This is a genomic window from Massilia sp. CMS3.1 (assembly GCF_051262535.1).
Taxonomy (GTDB): domain Bacteria; phylum Pseudomonadota; class Gammaproteobacteria; order Burkholderiales; family Burkholderiaceae_D; genus Telluria.
Genome location: NZ_JBIMES010000009.1, coordinates 130,724 through 146,134, shown reverse-complemented (window position 1 = coordinate 146,134; position 15,411 = coordinate 130,724). Strand labels below are relative to the sequence as shown.

The 15,411-nt window shown below is 62.7% G+C and carries 19 protein-coding genes; 2 read left to right on the top strand and 17 right to left on the bottom strand.

What is annotated here, in order from left to right; all coding sequences use genetic code 11:
* Nucleotides 1-173: 173 nt before the first annotated feature.
* Complete coding sequence (locus tag ACHAC9_RS16015) at nt 174-2,474, bottom strand: TonB-dependent receptor (protein ID WP_435761119.1); 2,301 nt, start codon at nt 2,472-2,474, stop codon at nt 174-176.
* A 169-nt stretch (nt 2,475-2,643) separates the two neighbouring features.
* Between ACHAC9_RS16015 and ACHAC9_RS16010 the strand changes: the two genes are divergently transcribed.
* Nucleotides 2,644-3,915, top strand: a complete 1,272-nt coding sequence (locus ACHAC9_RS16010) for a ferritin-like domain-containing protein (protein ID WP_435761117.1) — start codon at nt 2,644-2,646, stop codon at nt 3,913-3,915.
* A 22-nt stretch (nt 3,916-3,937) separates the two neighbouring features.
* Nucleotides 3,938-4,198, top strand: a complete 261-nt coding sequence (locus tag ACHAC9_RS16005; RefSeq protein ID WP_435761115.1) for an antitoxin Xre/MbcA/ParS toxin-binding domain-containing protein — start codon at nt 3,938-3,940, stop codon at nt 4,196-4,198.
* Between the two features lie 93 nt (nt 4,199-4,291).
* Here ACHAC9_RS16005 and tatC read toward each other — a convergent pair whose 3' ends face one another.
* The 16 genes from tatC to ACHAC9_RS15925 form a co-directional block, all read right to left on the bottom strand.
* The gene (tatC, locus tag ACHAC9_RS16000; protein WP_435761113.1) at nt 4,292-5,047 is read right to left on the bottom strand and encodes a twin-arginine translocase subunit TatC; all 756 of its coding nucleotides are present in this window, start codon (nt 5,045-5,047) and stop codon (nt 4,292-4,294) included.
* 6 nt (nt 5,048-5,053) lie between these two features.
* Nucleotides 5,054-5,545, bottom strand: a complete 492-nt coding sequence (gene tatB / locus ACHAC9_RS15995; RefSeq protein WP_435761111.1) for a Sec-independent protein translocase protein TatB — start codon at nt 5,543-5,545, stop codon at nt 5,054-5,056.
* 15 nt (nt 5,546-5,560) lie between these two features.
* Complete coding sequence (gene tatA / locus ACHAC9_RS15990) at nt 5,561-5,809, bottom strand: Sec-independent protein translocase subunit TatA (protein ID WP_435761109.1); 249 nt, start codon at nt 5,807-5,809, stop codon at nt 5,561-5,563.
* Between the two features lie 96 nt (nt 5,810-5,905).
* Nucleotides 5,906-6,280 (bottom strand): histidine triad nucleotide-binding protein, encoded by a 375-nt coding sequence (locus ACHAC9_RS15985; protein WP_435761107.1) that lies wholly within the window; start codon nt 6,278-6,280, stop codon nt 5,906-5,908.
* 98 nt (nt 6,281-6,378) lie between these two features.
* Complete coding sequence (locus ACHAC9_RS15980; RefSeq protein WP_435761105.1) at nt 6,379-6,717, bottom strand: phosphoribosyl-ATP diphosphatase; 339 nt, start codon at nt 6,715-6,717, stop codon at nt 6,379-6,381.
* Nucleotides 6,714-7,133, bottom strand: a complete 420-nt coding sequence (gene hisI / locus ACHAC9_RS15975) for a phosphoribosyl-AMP cyclohydrolase (protein WP_435761103.1) — start codon at nt 7,131-7,133, stop codon at nt 6,714-6,716. Before hisI ends, ACHAC9_RS15980 begins: the two co-directional genes overlap by 4 nt.
* 3 nt (nt 7,134-7,136) lie before the next feature.
* Nucleotides 7,137-7,898 carry an imidazole glycerol phosphate synthase subunit HisF gene (hisF, locus tag ACHAC9_RS15970; protein ID WP_435761101.1) on the bottom strand — a complete coding sequence of 254 codons (762 nt, stop codon included), beginning with the start codon at nt 7,896-7,898 and terminating at the stop codon, nt 7,137-7,139.
* A 16-nt stretch (nt 7,899-7,914) separates the two neighbouring features.
* A complete protein-coding gene (hisA, locus tag ACHAC9_RS15965) occupies nt 7,915-8,691 on the bottom strand; it encodes a 1-(5-phosphoribosyl)-5-[(5-phosphoribosylamino)methylideneamino]imidazole-4-carboxamide isomerase (protein WP_435761099.1) in 777 nt (258 codons plus the stop codon).
* Nucleotides 8,692-8,722: 31 nt separating this feature from the next.
* Nucleotides 8,723-9,364 carry an imidazole glycerol phosphate synthase subunit HisH gene (gene hisH / locus ACHAC9_RS15960; RefSeq protein WP_435761097.1) on the bottom strand — a complete coding sequence of 214 codons (642 nt, stop codon included), beginning with the start codon at nt 9,362-9,364 and terminating at the stop codon, nt 8,723-8,725.
* 4 nt (nt 9,365-9,368) lie between these two features.
* A complete protein-coding gene (gene hisB / locus ACHAC9_RS15955) occupies nt 9,369-9,959 on the bottom strand; it encodes an imidazoleglycerol-phosphate dehydratase HisB (RefSeq protein WP_435761095.1) in 591 nt (196 codons plus the stop codon).
* Between the two features lie 18 nt (nt 9,960-9,977).
* On the bottom strand, nt 9,978-11,075 hold the full coding sequence (hisC, locus tag ACHAC9_RS15950; protein ID WP_435761093.1) for a histidinol-phosphate transaminase: 1,098 nt from the start codon (nt 11,073-11,075) through the stop codon (nt 9,978-9,980).
* On the bottom strand, nt 11,072-11,914 hold the full coding sequence (locus tag ACHAC9_RS15945; protein ID WP_435761091.1) for a DNA-methyltransferase: 843 nt from the start codon (nt 11,912-11,914) through the stop codon (nt 11,072-11,074). Before ACHAC9_RS15945 ends, hisC begins: the two co-directional genes overlap by 4 nt.
* Entirely contained in the window at nt 11,911-13,224 is a 1,314-nt protein-coding gene (gene hisD / locus ACHAC9_RS15940; RefSeq protein WP_435761089.1) for a histidinol dehydrogenase, read from the bottom strand. The genes ACHAC9_RS15945 and hisD overlap by 4 nt, the downstream gene beginning before the upstream one ends.
* Before the next feature lie 4 nt (nt 13,225-13,228).
* Complete coding sequence (gene hisG / locus ACHAC9_RS15935; protein WP_435761087.1) at nt 13,229-13,906, bottom strand: ATP phosphoribosyltransferase; 678 nt, start codon at nt 13,904-13,906, stop codon at nt 13,229-13,231.
* A 7-nt stretch (nt 13,907-13,913) separates the two neighbouring features.
* Nucleotides 13,914-15,164, bottom strand: coding sequence for a UDP-N-acetylglucosamine 1-carboxyvinyltransferase (murA, locus tag ACHAC9_RS15930; RefSeq protein WP_435761085.1), 1,251 nt, complete (start codon nt 15,162-15,164; stop codon nt 13,914-13,916).
* Nucleotides 15,165-15,401 carry a BolA family protein gene (locus ACHAC9_RS15925; protein ID WP_193687696.1) on the bottom strand — a complete coding sequence of 79 codons (237 nt, stop codon included), beginning with the start codon at nt 15,399-15,401 and terminating at the stop codon, nt 15,165-15,167.
* Nucleotides 15,402-15,411: the final 10 nt, after the last annotated feature.

Here is a 15,411-nt window from a genome sequence, read left to right as displayed (position 1 = left end):
GCGGATAAACAGGTTTTCACAGAAAACTTGGAGAGTCGGATACATCTTAGCGTGGAATTATTGCGCCACGATGACAAGCCAAATCGTCTTGCAGCCGCATATCGGACGCTGCGCAGCGATAAAAAAAGCCGGCCCGATCTGATCGGGCCGGCTTTTTCAATGCAGGCGCAAGATCAGAAATTGACCTTGAACTGCGCTCCAACGGTGCGCGGCTCGTTCAGGATACCGGTCAGGTTGGCGAAGTCGATCGCGCCGACCACTTGCACCTTGTCGGTGATGTTGCGCGCGAATGCGGCGACTTCGTACTTGCCCTCGCCCCACTTGTAGCCGACACGCAGGCCGCCTTCGACCAGCGACTTGGCCTTGTACTCGCGCGCTTCGTACAGGAACATGTTGTAGGTGCTGCGGTAAGCCCAGTCGGTGTAGGCAAAGAAATCGCCCTCGCCCATCGGGATGGTGTAGCGCAGGCTGAAATTACCCTGCCACTTCGGTGCACGCGGCATCGGATTGCCGTCAATGCGCACGGTGCCGGCGAACGGGCCGGCCGGGTCGGTTACCGTGCAGCCAGCGAGACCGCCGGTGTTGGCGAAGTTGCCGCACTGCTGGACGAACAGCGACGCATCCTTGATCTCGGTATCGTTGTAGCTGCCGCCCAGGGTCATGCGCAGCGAATCGCTCAGGACGGCCTGGAAGTCGAGCTCGACGCCCTGGCCAGTGACCTTGTCTGCATTGATCAGCTGGTTCATGTTGATCACGCCGCTGCCGGCGGTGAGCTGCTTGTCTTTGACGCGGTACTGGAACACGCTGGCCGAGACGCGCGCGCGGCGGTCGAACAACTCCTGCTTGATGCCGGCCTCGTACGACAGGGCCTTTTCGGCGTCGGCGAACGACGGCCGGTCGGCCAGGCCGTTCAGGCGGCCCTGCATGCTCGGTGCGCGGTAGCCGGTGGCGACGCGCGCGAACAAATTCGTGTCCTTGTTCAGCGCATACGTGCCGCTCACATCCCAGCTGACATTGTTCGAGTCGTTATTGATGCCGAACGGGCCGGCCGTGGTGGCCTCGACGCGGCGCGCCGAAAAATCTTTCTTGTCGCTCGTATAGCGCAGGCCGGCACGCAATTTGAGCTGTTCCGAGACCGTGTAGTTCAGCGAACCGAAGGCGGCCCACGATTTGGTCGACTGGTCCTGGGTCGCGAAGAACGGATTTTGCGGATTCCCCGGCGCCAGCGAATCGAAGCTGATGCTGTCGATGCGGATGTCTTCCTTGAAGAAGAACAGGCCGCCGATCCATTGCAAGGGACCCGGCACGTTCGACTCGGCGCGGAATTCCTGGCTCAGCTGCTTGTGCTCGGGCAGCAGGTCGGCGGTCTCGACGACGAACGGAATGAAGCCAGGACCCATCGGCTGCGCGTAGACGGCGCCAAAGCCGCCGTCGACGTCGGCGCGGCTGTAGAAATCGGCCGTCTCGTAGCCGGTGATCGAGTGCAGCGTCACGCGGTCGAGGTTCCAGCGCAGGCGCATGTTCGCGCCGTGCGTCTTGAGCCATTGCTTGTTGACGCCGTCAGTCGGGTATTGGTCGTAGTCGAAACCGTCGACCAGTTCATTCGTGCCCTGCTTGATGATGTTCGCGCGGAACAGCGTGGCGTTATTATCCAGGTCGCGCGCGTGGAAATTGAACAGTGCGCTGAACTGTTTATTTGGCTGCACCAGGAGCTGGATGCGCCCGGCGTTGTCGCTATAACCCTCGAATTCGCGGGTGCCGGTCGGACGGTTGTTGTGGACGCGGTTGTTGCGGTTCTGGGTCTGCAGCGACACGCGCGCGGCGACCGTCTCGGTGACCGGCAGGTTATACGCGCCTTCGACATTCATGGCGCCGTCGTTGCCGATGCCGGCGGTGACATAACCCTCGGTTTTGCCAATGACCGGGCGCACCGAATCGAATTTGATGACGCCGGCCGGCGAATTGCGGCCGAACAGGGTACCTTGCGGGCCGCGCAGCACTTCCACCTGCTCGACGTCGAATACAGGAAAACCTTTCAACATCGGGCTTTCCTGCACGATGTCGTCAACCACCAGGCCGACCGGCTGCGACGCGTTCAGGTCGAAGTCGGTATTGCCCTGGCCGCGGATATAAAAGCGCGGGAACGAGCGGCCGTAATCGGATTCGACGTTCAGGCTCGGCGAGCGGCTGGCGAGGAAACGGATGTCCTGGCCACCGGCGCTGACCGCTTCCAGCCTGTCGCCGCTAAGCGTGGTGATCGCCATCGGCACGTCCTTGATGTTCTCGGCGCGGCGCTGGGCCGTCACGATCACGACGTCGAGACGCTGCCCGCCATTCGCGCTTGCCGCGGCGGCAGGCGTTTCCTGCACAGCCGGGGTTTCCTGGGCCAGTGCCGCGTGCACCGGGAAAGTGCTGGCGACGGCCATGAACATGAGGGTGCGGCAACGTGGCAGCGACAGGCGGGATCGTTTCATAGTGTTCCTTAAGTGACGGAGAGATCTGGCGGCAATGTTTGCAGCGCGCGTTTGACCTGTTAACGCTTGCGCAAAATTGTTAAAACGCAATTATATCAATGCCTTAGGGTGCCCTTACAGGGTTTTCTGAACGGTGATGTTTTTTTGCACATTCCGGTATAGTGATCGGATGGACCTGCCTACCCCGACCGACCAGCACGCAGTGCGTGTCAACGATCGCGAACAACTCATTTATTTGCTGACCGAAGCGGCCGAGATCGAGCACGGCCTGATGTGCACTTACCTGTACGCCGGCTGGAGCCTCAAAAGGGCAAGGTCGGAAGACGTGACGCCGGCCCAGCTCGAGGCCATCGATCGCTGGCGCAAGGAAATCCGCAGCGTTGCCATGGAAGAAATGGCCCACCTGGCCACCGTCAACAATCTCCTGATGAGCATTGGCTCGCCGCCGCATTTTCGGCGCCAGAATTTCCCGGTCCCGGCTGGCTACCATCCGGCCAGCCTGGTGGTGCGCCTGGCGCCCCTGACGCGCGATACGCTGGCCCATTTTATCTATCTCGAGCGCCCTGAAGGGGTGACGATGGCGCAGGCGCAGGGCTTCGAATCGTCCACGCAATACCAGCGCCGGCCGCACGTGACCCGGCTCACGCCGACGGCGGAAGATTTTGATACGGTGGGCCACCTGTACCGCGGTATCGGGCAAGGCTTCGAGACGCTGGCCGAACGCCTTGGCGAAAGCGCCCTGTTCGTCGGCGCCCCGGAAGCGCAACTGGGACCCGATATCATGGCGCTGCCCGGCCTGGTGACGGTGCTTGATCTGAAAAGCGCGCTGCAGGCGGTCGATGTGATCGTCGAACAGGGCGAAGGCGGACGCCACGATAACGAAGAGTCGCACTTTGCGCGTTTTGTCGCGATGGCCGACGAATACGATGCCTTCCTGCGCGAGGACCCGCATTTCACGCCGCACCGGTCCGTCGTACCCGACCCGCTCATGTTCGCGCCGATCGGAGATATGCCCGGCGTTCACGTCGACGGCCACGACAGCGCGCGTGTGCTCGATCTCGCGAATGCCGCCTACGGCCTGATGCTGCGTCTGCTGGCGAGCGGCACCGGCACGTCCCAGAGCGTGGCCGCGCGGCGCGCGCAGATCGATGGCGCCGTCGGCCTGATGCATGTGCTGAACGACCTGAGCGTCCTGCTCACGACCCTGCGGGCGAGCAGCGCGCCCACGCCGCACGCGGGCATGAATTTCCATTTGCCGCGAGGCGGACTGGCCCTGCCCCAGGTGGACGCGGGCGCCGCACTGCTGGCCGAACGCGCGCATGAAATCGCGCTGACGCTCGATGTGTTGGCAATATCGATTCCTGGGCTCGACGCGCAGCTGGCCGACAAGCTGCGCGCCGTGGCGGCGGCGCTGGTGACGCCGGCAACGGCCGCAAGCTAATCATTCTTCACACTGGATTGTCATGACGCACGAAGGACCACTCACTCCCGATTCCCTGGCAGCGCTGCGTGAGCGCTTCGGGCAACAATCGCGCAAGGCACAGGCATATTATGCGGTCATGCACGCCGTCACCGGCATTCTCGGCAGCGACGAGGCGGCCAGCAACTGGATGGAGGCGCCTCTGGCCGCATTCGACGGCAACACGCCGGCCGCCCTGGTGGGCGATGGCCGCGAGAATGACCTGTTGGAACACATCCGGTCAATGAAGCCGGGCAAGCCCTAATGCCAGTCACTTAAGCCACAGACTTGCGATCCCCCGTAGTGCCCACCCTACATTACGCTGCTGCCACCGGCTTTATTCATTATTACACGTCACCTACGCCGGCTCTTCCGGCGCCTGCGTCATGCGCACGAACATCGGCGCAACCAAGAGGCCCAGTTCGAACAGCAGGCACATCGGAATGGCCAGCGCCAACTGGCTGACCACGTCCGGCGGCGTGACGATGGCGGCGATGACAAACGCGCCGACGATCAGGTAGGGACGGATTTCCTTGAGCTTTTCGATGCTGACGATCCCCATGCGCACCAGGATCACGACCACCACCGGCACCTCGAAGGTGGCGCCGAAGGCCAGGCACATCGACATGACGAAATCCAGGTAGTTTTCGATGTCGGGCATGACGGCGATCGAAGACGGGGCAAAAGCGGCAATGAAGTGGAACACGCGCCCGAACACGAAGAAATAGCAGAAGGCGACGCCGCCGATGAACAGCAGCGACGACGAAAACACCAGCGGCAGCACCAGGCGTTTTTCGTGGGCGTACAGGCCGGGGGCGACGAAGGCCCACATCTGGTAGAAGACCCAGGGCAGCGCCACGATCAGCGAGAACATCAAGGTGACCTTCATCGGCACCAGGAAAGGCGCGATGACGCCGGTGGCGATCATTTGCGCACCAGGCGGCAACGAGGCGAGCATCGGCGCCGCCAGGTAGTTATAGATTTCCTCCGGTCCCGGCCAGATCATCAGCCCGATGCAGACGATCGCCACGCCGATGATGGCTTTGACGAGGCGGTCGCGCAGTTCGACGAGGTGGGAGATGAAGGTTTCTTCGACTGGCGCTTCTTCGGTCATGTAGTTCTAAAAGAAAGAATTCGTGGATTTCACGCCCGGGCGGAACTTGCGCACGCGCGCGGCGCCCGACAATACCCGGGTCTTGGCGCCATTGCGGTGTTTGTACCAGGCCGGTACGGCGGAGGTGCGCACCAGCTTCTTGCGCCTGAAATCTTTCGCCTTGCGCTCGAGATTGTCCATGCTGGCGACAGGCGGTGGGGCGCTCGGCTGGATGTCGCCGCGCCAGGCGGCTTCGACTTCACCGATGCTGCTCGACATGTGGTGCTCGACGTCGGACGCGAACTCGGCGGCGCTATCGTGCACCTCTTTGTGCAGGTTGCGCAGTTCGTCGAGCTGGATCTCGCGGCTGACCTCGGACTTGACGTCGTGCAGGTAGCGCTGGGCGCGACCGTACAGCGTGCCGGCCATGCGCGCCACCTTCGGCAGCTTTTCAGGGCCGATCACGATCAGCGCCACCACACCGATGATGGCGATCTTCGACAGTCCCAGGTCGATCATAAGGCCGCGACCGAATTACGAACGGTGCTTTTCGCGGGTTTCGACGTCGATCGTCGTCTTGTCCGCTACTTGCTGGGTCGGGTGGACGGTCGTCGTCGTCGTGGTATTCACGGTCGATTTCTCGTCGTCACTCTTGACGCCATCCTTGAAGCCCTTCACGGCCTTGCCGATGTCGGAACCGACGTTGCCCAACTTTTTGGTACCGAACAGCAGCACCACCACGACCAGCACGATTACCCAGTGCCAAATGCTCATTGAACCCATCTTTATCTCCTCAGTGGGCGCATGCGCCCGCAATCATTGAAGCGTACCGCGCCAGTATAAGCCATGCAGGCGCCAGTGGCCGTTTAGAAAAACTTGTCAAGTACCCAGGCCGCGCCATGGGCGCGCGCCGCCGTACACGTGCATGTGCAGGTGATAGACTTCCTGCCCGCCGTTCGGCCCGCTGTTGATCAGGGTTTTATAGCCGCCGCTGGGCTTGCCATTCGCGTCCTTCGTCACCGCCACGCCGTGTTCAGCGGCAAGCTTTGGCACCAGCGCCAGCATCTTGCCCAGCAGTGCCGTATGTTCCTCGGTCACGTCGGACAGGGTGTCGACGTGGCGCTTCGGGATCACCAGCAAATGCACCGGCGCGGCCGGGTTGATGTCCTTGAATGCCAGTAGGTCCTCGTCTTCGAAGACGACTTGCGCCGGAATCTGCTTGGCAGCAATCTTGCAGAAAATGCAGTTATCCATCCGTGTCTCCAGTCTCTGTTGCTGCGGCAATGGAGGCCGCAGGGCAATCCGAACAATCTTATATGAGAACGATGACGACGCAGTGACGCGGCGTCGAATCAATCGGTGCGTGCGGCTTTTTCTTCGAGTCCGGACAAGCCTTCGCGGCGTGCCAGTTCGTCGAGCACCTGCTGCGGCGTGAGGTCGAATTTCGCCAGCAGCACCATCGAATGGAACCACAAGTCGGCCACTTCGTACAGCAGCCCGGAAGCGTCCCCGGAAACGCGCGCGTCTTTTGCCGCCATCACGGTCTCAGTGGCCTCTTCGCCAATCTTTTTCAGGATCGCATCGTCGCCCTTGGCGAACAATTTGGCGACATACGAGGTCGCCGGGTCGCCGCCGTTTTCCAGCTTGCGCGATTCGATGGTGTGCGCCAGGCGCGCCAGGGTGGTGCTCATGGGGTCTTCTTCGTCTGTGCGTAAATCGTTTCCGGGTCTTGCAGCACGGGGTCGACCGCCTGCCAGTCTTCGCCATCGAAGCGTTGATAGAAGCACGAGTGGCGCCCGGTATGGCAGGCGATGCCCCCACGTTGCTCGATTTTCAGCAGCACCACGTCTTCGTCGCAATCGAGGCGCATCTCCAGCACTTTTTGCGTATGCCCGGACTCTTCGCCCTTGTGCCAGAGTTTCTTGCGCGAGCGGCTCCAGTACACGGCTTCGCCCAGTTCCACCGTGCGCGCCAGGGCGTCGCGGTTCATCCAGGCGAACATCAGTATGTCGCCAGTCGCGGCTTCCTGGGCGATCACCGGCACCAGGCCGTTTTCATCCCAGCGCACTTTTTTCAGCCACGCCGCATTGGTCGTCGAATGTGGCATGCCTTACTCCAGGCGCATCGGGATGCCGCGTTCGGCCATGAAGCGTTTCGCCTCGCCGACCGTGTGCTGCCCGTAATGGAAAATCGAGGCGGCCAGCACCGCATCCGCATGCCCTTTTAATACGCCGTCGGCCAGGTCTTGCAGGCCGCCGACGCCGCCCGAGGCGATCACCGGAATGCCGACCGCGTCCGACACGGCGCGCGTCAGGCCGAGGTCGAAGCCGGACTTGGTACCGTCGCGGTCCATGCTGGTGAGCAGCAGTTCACCCGCGCCCAGCCCCTCGAGTTCCATCGCCCATTCGACCGCATCCATGCCGGTGGCATTGCGTCCGCCATGCGTAAACACTTCCCATTTACCGGGCGCGACCTGCTTGGCGTCGATGGCGACGACGATGCACTGGGCGCCGTGCTTTTGCGACGCTTCGAATACCAGCTGCGGATTCTGCACGGCCGAGGTGTTCATGCTGACCTTGTCGGCGCCGGCGTTGAGCAGCCGGCGCACGTCCTCGACCTTGCGCACGCCGCCGCCGACGGTCAGCGGAATGAAGACGGTCGAGGCGACAGCCTCGATGATCGGCAGGATCAGGTCGCGGTTGTCGGAGGACGCGGTGATGTCGAGAAAAGTGATTTCGTCGGCGCCTTGCCCGTCATAGCGGCGTGCGATTTCGACCGGGTCGCCGGCGTCGCGCAACTCGGTGAAATTGACACCCTTGACGACGCGCCCGCCGGTCACGTCGAGGCAGGGGATGATGCGTTTTGCGAGCATAGATATCCGTTCAGGCTCAGGCCTGTTCGCCCTCGGTCAGTTCGTCGGCGCGCGCCTGGGCCGACGCCAGGTCGATCGTGCCTTCATAGATCGAACGGCCGCAAATGACGCCTTCGATACCTTCGTCCTGCACTGCGCACAGTGCCTCGACGTCGGCCAGGTTGTGCAGGCCGCCGGAGGCGATGACCGGAATCCGCACCGCTTGCGCCAGGCGCACGGTCGCTTCAATGTTGATGCCGCCCATCATGCCGTCGCGGCCGATGTCCGTGTAGATGATCGACTCGACGCCATAGCCCTCGAATTTCTGGGCCAGGTCGATGACTTCGTGGCCGCTCATCTTGCTCCAGCCGTCAGTGGCGACTTTGCCGTCCTTGGCATCGAGGCCGACGATGATCGAGCCCGGGAAGGCGCCGCAGGCGTCGTGCAGGAAGCCCGGGTTCTTCACGGCCGCGGTGCCGACGATGATGTACGTGATGCCGTCGTCGAGATAGCGCTCGATGGTGTCGAGGTCGCGAATGCCGCCGCCCAGCTGGACCGGAATCTCGTCGATGCCGTTTTGCTCGGCATATTCCTGCACGATTTTCAGGATCGATTTAATCGCCGGCTCGTTCTTCGGCTTGCCGGCAAACGCCCCGTTCAGGTCGACCAGGTGCAGGCGGCGCGCGCCTTTCTTCAGCCAATGCAGGGCCATTTCGGCGGGGTCTTCGGAGAAGACGGTGGCGAGGTCCATATCGCCCTGTTGAAGGCGAACGCAGTGACCGTCTTTCAGGTCGATGGCGGGGATCAGCAGCATGGTCGTTGTCGGTAAGTGAACGCGCGAGCGTTTAAGGATTCCAGTGGATGAAGTTTTGATACAGGCGCAGCCCTGCGGCCGCGCTTTTTTCGGGGTGGAACTGGGTGGCGACGATATTGTCGCGCGCGACGGCACAGGTATAGGCGCCGCCGTAGTCGGCTTCGCCGATGGTGTCGTCCGCTACTTCGGGTGCGACATAGTAACTGTGCACGAAATAAAAATAGCTGCCGTCCTCGACGCCTTCCCACAGCGGGTGGGATCGCGTCTGGCGTACGCGGTTCCAGCCCATGTGCGGGACCTTGAAGCGCGAGCCGTCGGCCTGCAGTTTTCCATCGAGCTGGAAGCGCACCACCTTGCCCGGCAACAGGCCCAGGCCCGGCGTACCGCCGTTTTCTTCGCTCTCGTCGAACAGCATCTGCTCGCCGACGCACACGCCCATCACCGGACGCGTTTTCATGGCCCGCTGCAGCGCTTCCTGGGCGCCCGATTCGCGCAGGCTGGCCATGCAGTCGCGCATCGCGCCCTGCCCCGGCAGCACGATGCGGTCGGCGGCGTCGATGTCGGCCGCCTTGTGCGAGACCAGGATATCGGCTTGCGGCGCAGCGGCGCGCAAGGCCTGCGCTACCGAGCGCAGGTTGCCCAGCCCATCGACCACTACGATCTTGTTCGTCATGGCGTTACAGGCTGCCTTTGGTCGACGGAATGATGCCGGCGGCGCGCTCGTCGAGCGTGGTGGCCATGCGCAGCGCGCGGCCGAACGCTTTAAAGACGGTTTCGCACTGGTGGTGCGCGTTCACGCCGCGCAGATTGTCGATGTGCAGGGTCACGCCGGCGTGGTTCACGAAGCCGCGGAAGAATTCGCCGGTCAGATCCACGTCGAAGGTGCCGATCATCGCGCGCGTCCACGGGATGTGCATTTCCAGGCCCGGACGGCCCGAGAAATCGATCACCACGCGCGAGAGCGCCTCGTCCAGCGGCACGTACGCATGGCCGTAGCGGGTCATGCCCTTCTTGTCGCCCACCGCTTTGGCGATTGCCATGCCGAGGGTGATGCCGGTGTCCTCGACCGTGTGGTGGGCGTCGATGTGCAAATCACCGACTGCCTCGACTTCCAGGTCGATCATGCCATGGCGCGCGATCTGGTCGAGCATGTGGTCGAGGAAGGGCACGCCGGTGTTCAGCTTCTGGCGGCCGGTACCGTCGAGATTGATCGAGACGCGGATCTGCGTCTCGTTGGTGTTGCGGGTGATGTCTGCGGTGCGGGTCATGAAAGGTGCTCGTCGGGGTCAGGCAGGCGCGAGCGCCGCCTTCAGGGAATTCAGGAATGCGGAATTTTCTTCCGGGGTACTGACCGTGACACGGATGCAATTGGCCAGCGATGGGTGCATTTTACTCAAATTTTTGATCAGCACCTTTTCGGCCAGGAGTTTTGCACAGACATCGGCTGCATCGGGCACGCGCAGCGAAATAAAATTCGCGGCAGATGGAAATACTTCGACTCCCGCCAGCGCTGCCAGTTCAGGAGTCAATCGCTCGCGCTCGGCGTTGATGCTGGCGGCCTGGGCATCGAGCACCTCGACGTGATCCAGCACGAACTCGGCCGCTACCTGGGTCAGCACGTTGACGTTGTACGGCGGACGCACCTTCTCGAACTCGGCCAGCAACTGCGGCGCGGCCGTCATGTAGCCGAGGCGAATGCCGGCCAGTCCCAGTTTCGACACGGTGCGCATCACGACCAGGTTCTCGAACTCGTCCAGGCGGTCCATGAAGGTGTGACGGGCAAACGGCTGGTAGGCCTCGTCGAGCACGGCAATTCCCTTGTCCCCGAGCGCGCGGATGATCGTCTCGATATCCTCGCTCGCGAACAGGTTGCCGGTCGGGTTGTTCGGGTAGGCCAGGAAGACGACGGCCGGCTGGTGCAGGGCGATCGCGGCCAGCATGGCGTCCATGTCGAGCGAAAAGTCCGGCTTTAATTTCACACCGACGAAATCGGCACCCGCGAACTGGGCCGAGCGCGAATACATGACGAAGGCGGGCACCGGCGCGAGTATGGTGGCGCGCCGCTTCTGGTTGGCGACCGTGGTGGCGACAATCTGGATCAGCTCATCCGAGCCATTGCCGAGCAGGACATCGTAGCCGGCCGGGATGCCGAGCGTGGCGCTGACTTTTTCCTTCAGGCTCGCATACGAGGCCATCGGATAGCGGTTCAGCACCGCGTCGGCCAGGCGCCGTGCGAGCTCTTCGCGCAATGCGCGCGGCAGCTCGTACGGGTTTTCCATCGCATCGAGTTTGATGAGACCGCTCGAATCCGGCACCACGTAGGCGCTGTTGGCGCGGACATCGTCGCGGATCACGTTGGCGATCAGGTTGTCGATAAAGCTCATGCTTGTTCCTCGGTGGCGCTGGCGGCGCGCACCACAGCCTTGGCTGCGCGCGCAATGCTCTTGCGTTGTTTGATGGTGGGGCTCGGCTTTGGAGCGGCCAGGCGCGTTTCGATGAGGGCGCAGTACTCGGGATTGAGTTCGAATCCGGTGAACTGGCGGTCCAGGTTGCGCGCCGCGATCGCCGTGGTGCCGCTGCCCATGAACGGGTCGAGCACGACCCCGCCCGGCGGACAGGACGCCTTGATCATGCGTTCGATGATTTCAAGGGGTTTTTGGGTAGGATGGTCGGCGCGCTCCGGATGCTCGCGGTGCAGGCGCGACACGCTCCACAGGTCCTTTGGGTTGTAGCCGACCTCCAACCACTTGGCGCCGACGAAGATCGAGCGCGAGCGCGCCTTTTTGGTCGCCGCATCGTAGGGAATGCGCACCGAGTCCAGATCAAAATAATAATCCTTGCGGTTCACAAAGAAGCCGATCGTGTCGTGCACCGATGAAAAGCTGCGCACGCTGCCGCCCATGGACGGAACGCGCCGGTCCCAGATGATCTCGTTCATCATCGTCATGCGTTTTTTCAGCATCACGAAGATCTCGGGCGCGAAGCGCCAGGTCAGGAAAATGTACAGGCTGCCGTTGGGTTTGAGCTTGGGCAGCGCGGCCTCGATCCACTGCTGCGTCCAGGCCAGATAGGCTTCGACGCTTTGCTGGTCGGAGCCGTTGCCGTAGTCTTTGCCGAGGTTGTAGGGCGGGTCGGTCAGGAGCAGGTCGACGGACCCATCGGGAATGCGCGACAGGCCTGTCAGCGCATCCTCGCAGAATACCTGGTTGACCCAGCCCGTCATGACTGTTTGATACGCAGTTCTGCGCTGCGCGCGTGCGCCTGCAAACCTTCGCCGTAGGCCAGTTCGGCCGCGACTTTACCGAGCGTCTGGGCGCCCGCCTCGCTGACCTGCAGCATCGAGGAGCGCTTCTGGAAATCGTAGACGCCCAGCGGCGACGAGAAGCGCGCCGTGCGCGAGGTCGGCAGCACGTGGTTCGGGCCGCAGCAATAGTCGCCCAGCGCCTCGGACGAGAACTGGCCGAGGAACATGGCGCCGGCGTGGCGGATTTTATCGGCCCACTGCTGCGGGTTCTCGGCCGAGATCTCGAGGTGCTCGGCGGCGATGTCGTTCGCAATCGCGCAGGCTTCGTCCATGTCGCGCACCTTGATCAGGGCGCCACGGTCGCTGAGCGAGGTGATGATGGTTTCCTGGCGCGGCATGGTCGGCAGCAGCTTGTGGATGCTCGCTTCCACCCTGGCGATGTACTCAAGGTCCGGGCACAGCAGGATCGCTTGCGCCAGTTCGTCGTGTTCGGCCTGCGAGAACAAGTCCATCGCGACCCAGTCGGGATCGGTCGTGCCGTCGCACAGCACCAGGATTTCGGACGGGCCCGCGATCATGTCGATGCCGACCGTGCCGAACACGCGGCGCTTGGCGGCAGCGACATACGCGTTGCCGGGGCCGACGATTTTATCAACCGCCGGAATCGTCTCGGTGCCGTAGGCCAGCGCGGCAACCGCCTGGGCGCCGCCGATGGTGATCACGCGCGTCACGCCCGCGATCGCCGCGGCGGCCAGCACCATTTGATTCTTCACGCCGTCCGGGGTCGGTACCACCATGACGATATCTTGAACGCCAGCCACCTGCGCCGGAATCGCATTCATCAGCACCGACGATGGATACGCAGCCTTGCCGCCGGGGACATAGATGCCGACGCGGTCCAGCGGCGTGACGCGCTGGCCGAGCACCGTGCCATCGGGCTCGGTGTAGCTGAAACCCTTGAGTTCCCCCTTCTGGCGCTCGTGGAAGACGCGGATGCGCTCGGCGGCCGTCTGCAGCGCGGCGCGCTGGGCTTGCGGCAGAGAATCGAGTGCCGCTTGCAGCTCTTCCTGCGACAAGTCGAAGGCGGCCATGCTCGTCGCGCTGACGCGATCGAAGCGGTTGGTGTACTCGAGCACCGCGGCATCACCGCGCTTCTTCACATCCGCGAGAATCCCGGTCACGACCGTTTCAATCGCATCGTCGGTCGATGCCTCGAACGCCAGCAGCGCATGCAGCTGCCCTGTAAAACCGTCGTGGGTGGAGTCGAGGGTGCGGATCTGTACAGCCATGGGGTCAGCCTTGTTGAAGTTTTGAAGCCCGTTCAAAGGCTTCGATGATGGGTTGCAGGCGCTCGCGCTTGAGCTTCAATGCAGCCTGGTTCACGACCAGGCGCGAGGAGATCTCCATGATCTTCTCGACTTCGACCAGGTTGTTCGCGCGCAGCGTGTTGCCGGTCGAAACTACGTCGACGATGGCGTCCGACAGGCCGACCAGCGGCGCCAGTTCCATCGAGCCGTACAGTTTGATCAGGTCGACGTGCACGCCTTTCGACGCAAAGTGCTGCCGCGCCGTGTTGACGAACTTGGTCGCTACGCGCAGGCGCGCGCCCTGGCGCACGGCCTTCTCGTAGTCGAAGCCGGCGTTCACCGCCACCGACATGCGGCAGGCGGCGATGTTCAGGTCGACCGGCTGATACAGACCTTCGCCGCCATGCTCGAGCAGCACGTCCTTGCCGGCCACACCGAAGTCGGCCGCGCCATATTGCACATAGGTCGGCACGTCGGTCGCGCGCACGATCAGTACGCGCACGCCCGGGTCGTTGGTGGCCAGGATGAGTTTCCGCGAGGTTTCCGGGTTTTCAAGGACTGTGATGCCGGCCGAGGCCAGCAGCGGCAGCGTGTCTTCGAAAATCCGGCCTTTTGACAAGGCCAGGATCAGGCCCGGCTCGGTCGATTGTGTTGCGATGCTCATATTGCCCCTACTTGATGCGCACGATGTCGGCGCCGACCTTCGACAATTTCACTTCCATGCGGTCGTAGCCGCGGTCGAGGTGATAGATGCGGTCGATCAGGGTGGTTCCCTCGGCCGCCATGGCGGCGATCACCAGAGAAGCCGAGGCGCGCAGGTCGGTCGCCATCACTGGCGCGCCCACCAGCCGTTCGACGCCTTTGATAAACGCCGTATTCCCTTCGGTCGAGATCTGCGCGCCGAGGCGGTTCATCTCTTGCACGTGCATGAAGCGGTTCTCGAAAATCGTCTCGGTCACGCGGCTCGGACCGGTGGCGATGGTGTTCACCGCCATGAACTGGGCCTGCATGTCGGTCGGAAAGCCCGGATACTCGGTGGTGCGGAACGACACCGGCTGCGGGCGCGCATCCATGCGCGCGCGGATCGTGTTGCTTCCGATATCCATCTGCAGGCCGACTTCGCGCAGTTTATCCAGCGCGACGTCGATAATGTCGGTGCGGGTATTGGTCAGCACGATATCGCCGCCGGTGGCCGCTACCGCGCACAGGAAAGTCGCCGCTTCGATGCGATCGGAGATGACGGCGTGCTGCGCGCCATGCAGTTCGGCCACGCCCTGGATCACCAGGCGGTCGGTACCGATGCCCTCGATCTTCGCACCCATGGCAACCAGCAGGTTCGCGAGATCCGTCACTTCCGGTTCGCGCGCGGCGTTTTCCAGCACCGTTTCGCCGTCGGCCAGGGTCGCGGCCATCAGCAGATTCTCGGTGCCGGTGACGGTGATCATGTCGGTCAGGATGCGCGCGCCTTTTAATTTTTTCGCTTTCGCGTAAATATAGCCGCCTTCGATCGTGATCTCGGCGCCCATCGCGCGCAAGCCCTTGATGTGCTGGTCGACCGGACGCGAACCGATCGCGCAGCCGCCCGGCAGCGACACCTTGGCTTCGCCGAAGCGCGCCAGCAAGGGTCCCAATACGAGAATCGACGCGCGCATGGTCTTCACCAGCTCATACGGCGCTTCCAGGCTGGTGATGTTCGCGCCGTTCAGGGTGACGTTCTCATCGTCCTGGGTGACTTTCAAACCGGTCTGCTCAAGCAGTTTGAGGATGGTTTTCACGTCGTGCAGGCGCGGCACGTTCGACAGTGCGACGTCGCCGCTCGTCAAGAGGCCCGCGCACAGGATCGGCAGCGCCGCGTTCTTCGCGCCCGAGACCGAAATTTCGCCATTCAGGCGTTTGCCGCCAACGATTTGCAACTTGTCCATTTAGCCTCCGTATTCTTCAGGCGTCAGGGTTTTCATCGACAGTGCGTGAATCTCTTCGCGCATGCGGTCGCCCAGCGCCGCGTACACCAGCTGGTGGCGCTGGATCGGGCGCTTGCCGGCAAAGGCAGGCGAGACGATCAGGGCCGAGAAGTGACGTCCATCGCCCTCGACCGTCAGATGCGTGCATTGCAGGCCGTTTTCGATATAGCTGTGGATCAGTTCTGGAGTGGTCGACACGTTAATTCCT

Coding starts and splice junctions, on each gene's coding strand:
- ACHAC9_RS16015 (WP_435761119.1), bottom strand. CDS start 2,474: ATGAAACGATCCCGCCTGTCGCTGCCACGTTGCCGCACCCTCATGTTC.
- ACHAC9_RS16010 (WP_435761117.1), top strand. CDS start 2,644: ATGGACCTGCCTACCCCGACCGACCAGCACGCAGTGCGTGTCAACGAT.
- ACHAC9_RS16005 (WP_435761115.1), top strand. CDS start 3,938: ATGACGCACGAAGGACCACTCACTCCCGATTCCCTGGCAGCGCTGCGT.
- tatC (WP_435761113.1), bottom strand. CDS start 5,047: ATGACCGAAGAAGCGCCAGTCGAAGAAACCTTCATCTCCCACCTCGTC.
- tatB (WP_435761111.1), bottom strand. CDS start 5,545: ATGATCGACCTGGGACTGTCGAAGATCGCCATCATCGGTGTGGTGGCG.
- tatA (WP_435761109.1), bottom strand. CDS start 5,809: ATGGGTTCAATGAGCATTTGGCACTGGGTAATCGTGCTGGTCGTGGTG.
- ACHAC9_RS15985 (WP_435761107.1), bottom strand. CDS start 6,280: ATGGATAACTGCATTTTCTGCAAGATTGCTGCCAAGCAGATTCCGGCG.
- ACHAC9_RS15980 (WP_435761105.1), bottom strand. CDS start 6,717: ATGAGCACCACCCTGGCGCGCCTGGCGCACACCATCGAATCGCGCAAG.
- hisI (WP_435761103.1), bottom strand. CDS start 7,133: ATGCCACATTCGACGACCAATGCGGCGTGGCTGAAAAAAGTGCGCTGG.
- hisF (WP_435761101.1), bottom strand. CDS start 7,898: ATGCTCGCAAAACGCATCATCCCCTGCCTCGACGTGACCGGCGGGCGC.
- hisA (WP_435761099.1), bottom strand. CDS start 8,691: ATGCTGCTGATCCCCGCCATCGACCTGAAAGACGGTCACTGCGTTCGC.
- hisH (WP_435761097.1), bottom strand. CDS start 9,364: ATGACGAACAAGATCGTAGTGGTCGATGGGCTGGGCAACCTGCGCTCG.
- hisB (WP_435761095.1), bottom strand. CDS start 9,959: ATGACCCGCACCGCAGACATCACCCGCAACACCAACGAGACGCAGATC.
- hisC (WP_435761093.1), bottom strand. CDS start 11,075: ATGAGCTTTATCGACAACCTGATCGCCAACGTGATCCGCGACGATGTC.
- ACHAC9_RS15945 (WP_435761091.1), bottom strand. CDS start 11,914: ATGACGGGCTGGGTCAACCAGGTATTCTGCGAGGATGCGCTGACAGGC.
- hisD (WP_435761089.1), bottom strand. CDS start 13,224: ATGGCTGTACAGATCCGCACCCTCGACTCCACCCACGACGGTTTTACA.
- hisG (WP_435761087.1), bottom strand. CDS start 13,906: ATGAGCATCGCAACACAATCGACCGAGCCGGGCCTGATCCTGGCCTTG.
- murA (WP_435761085.1), bottom strand. CDS start 15,164: ATGGACAAGTTGCAAATCGTTGGCGGCAAACGCCTGAATGGCGAAATT.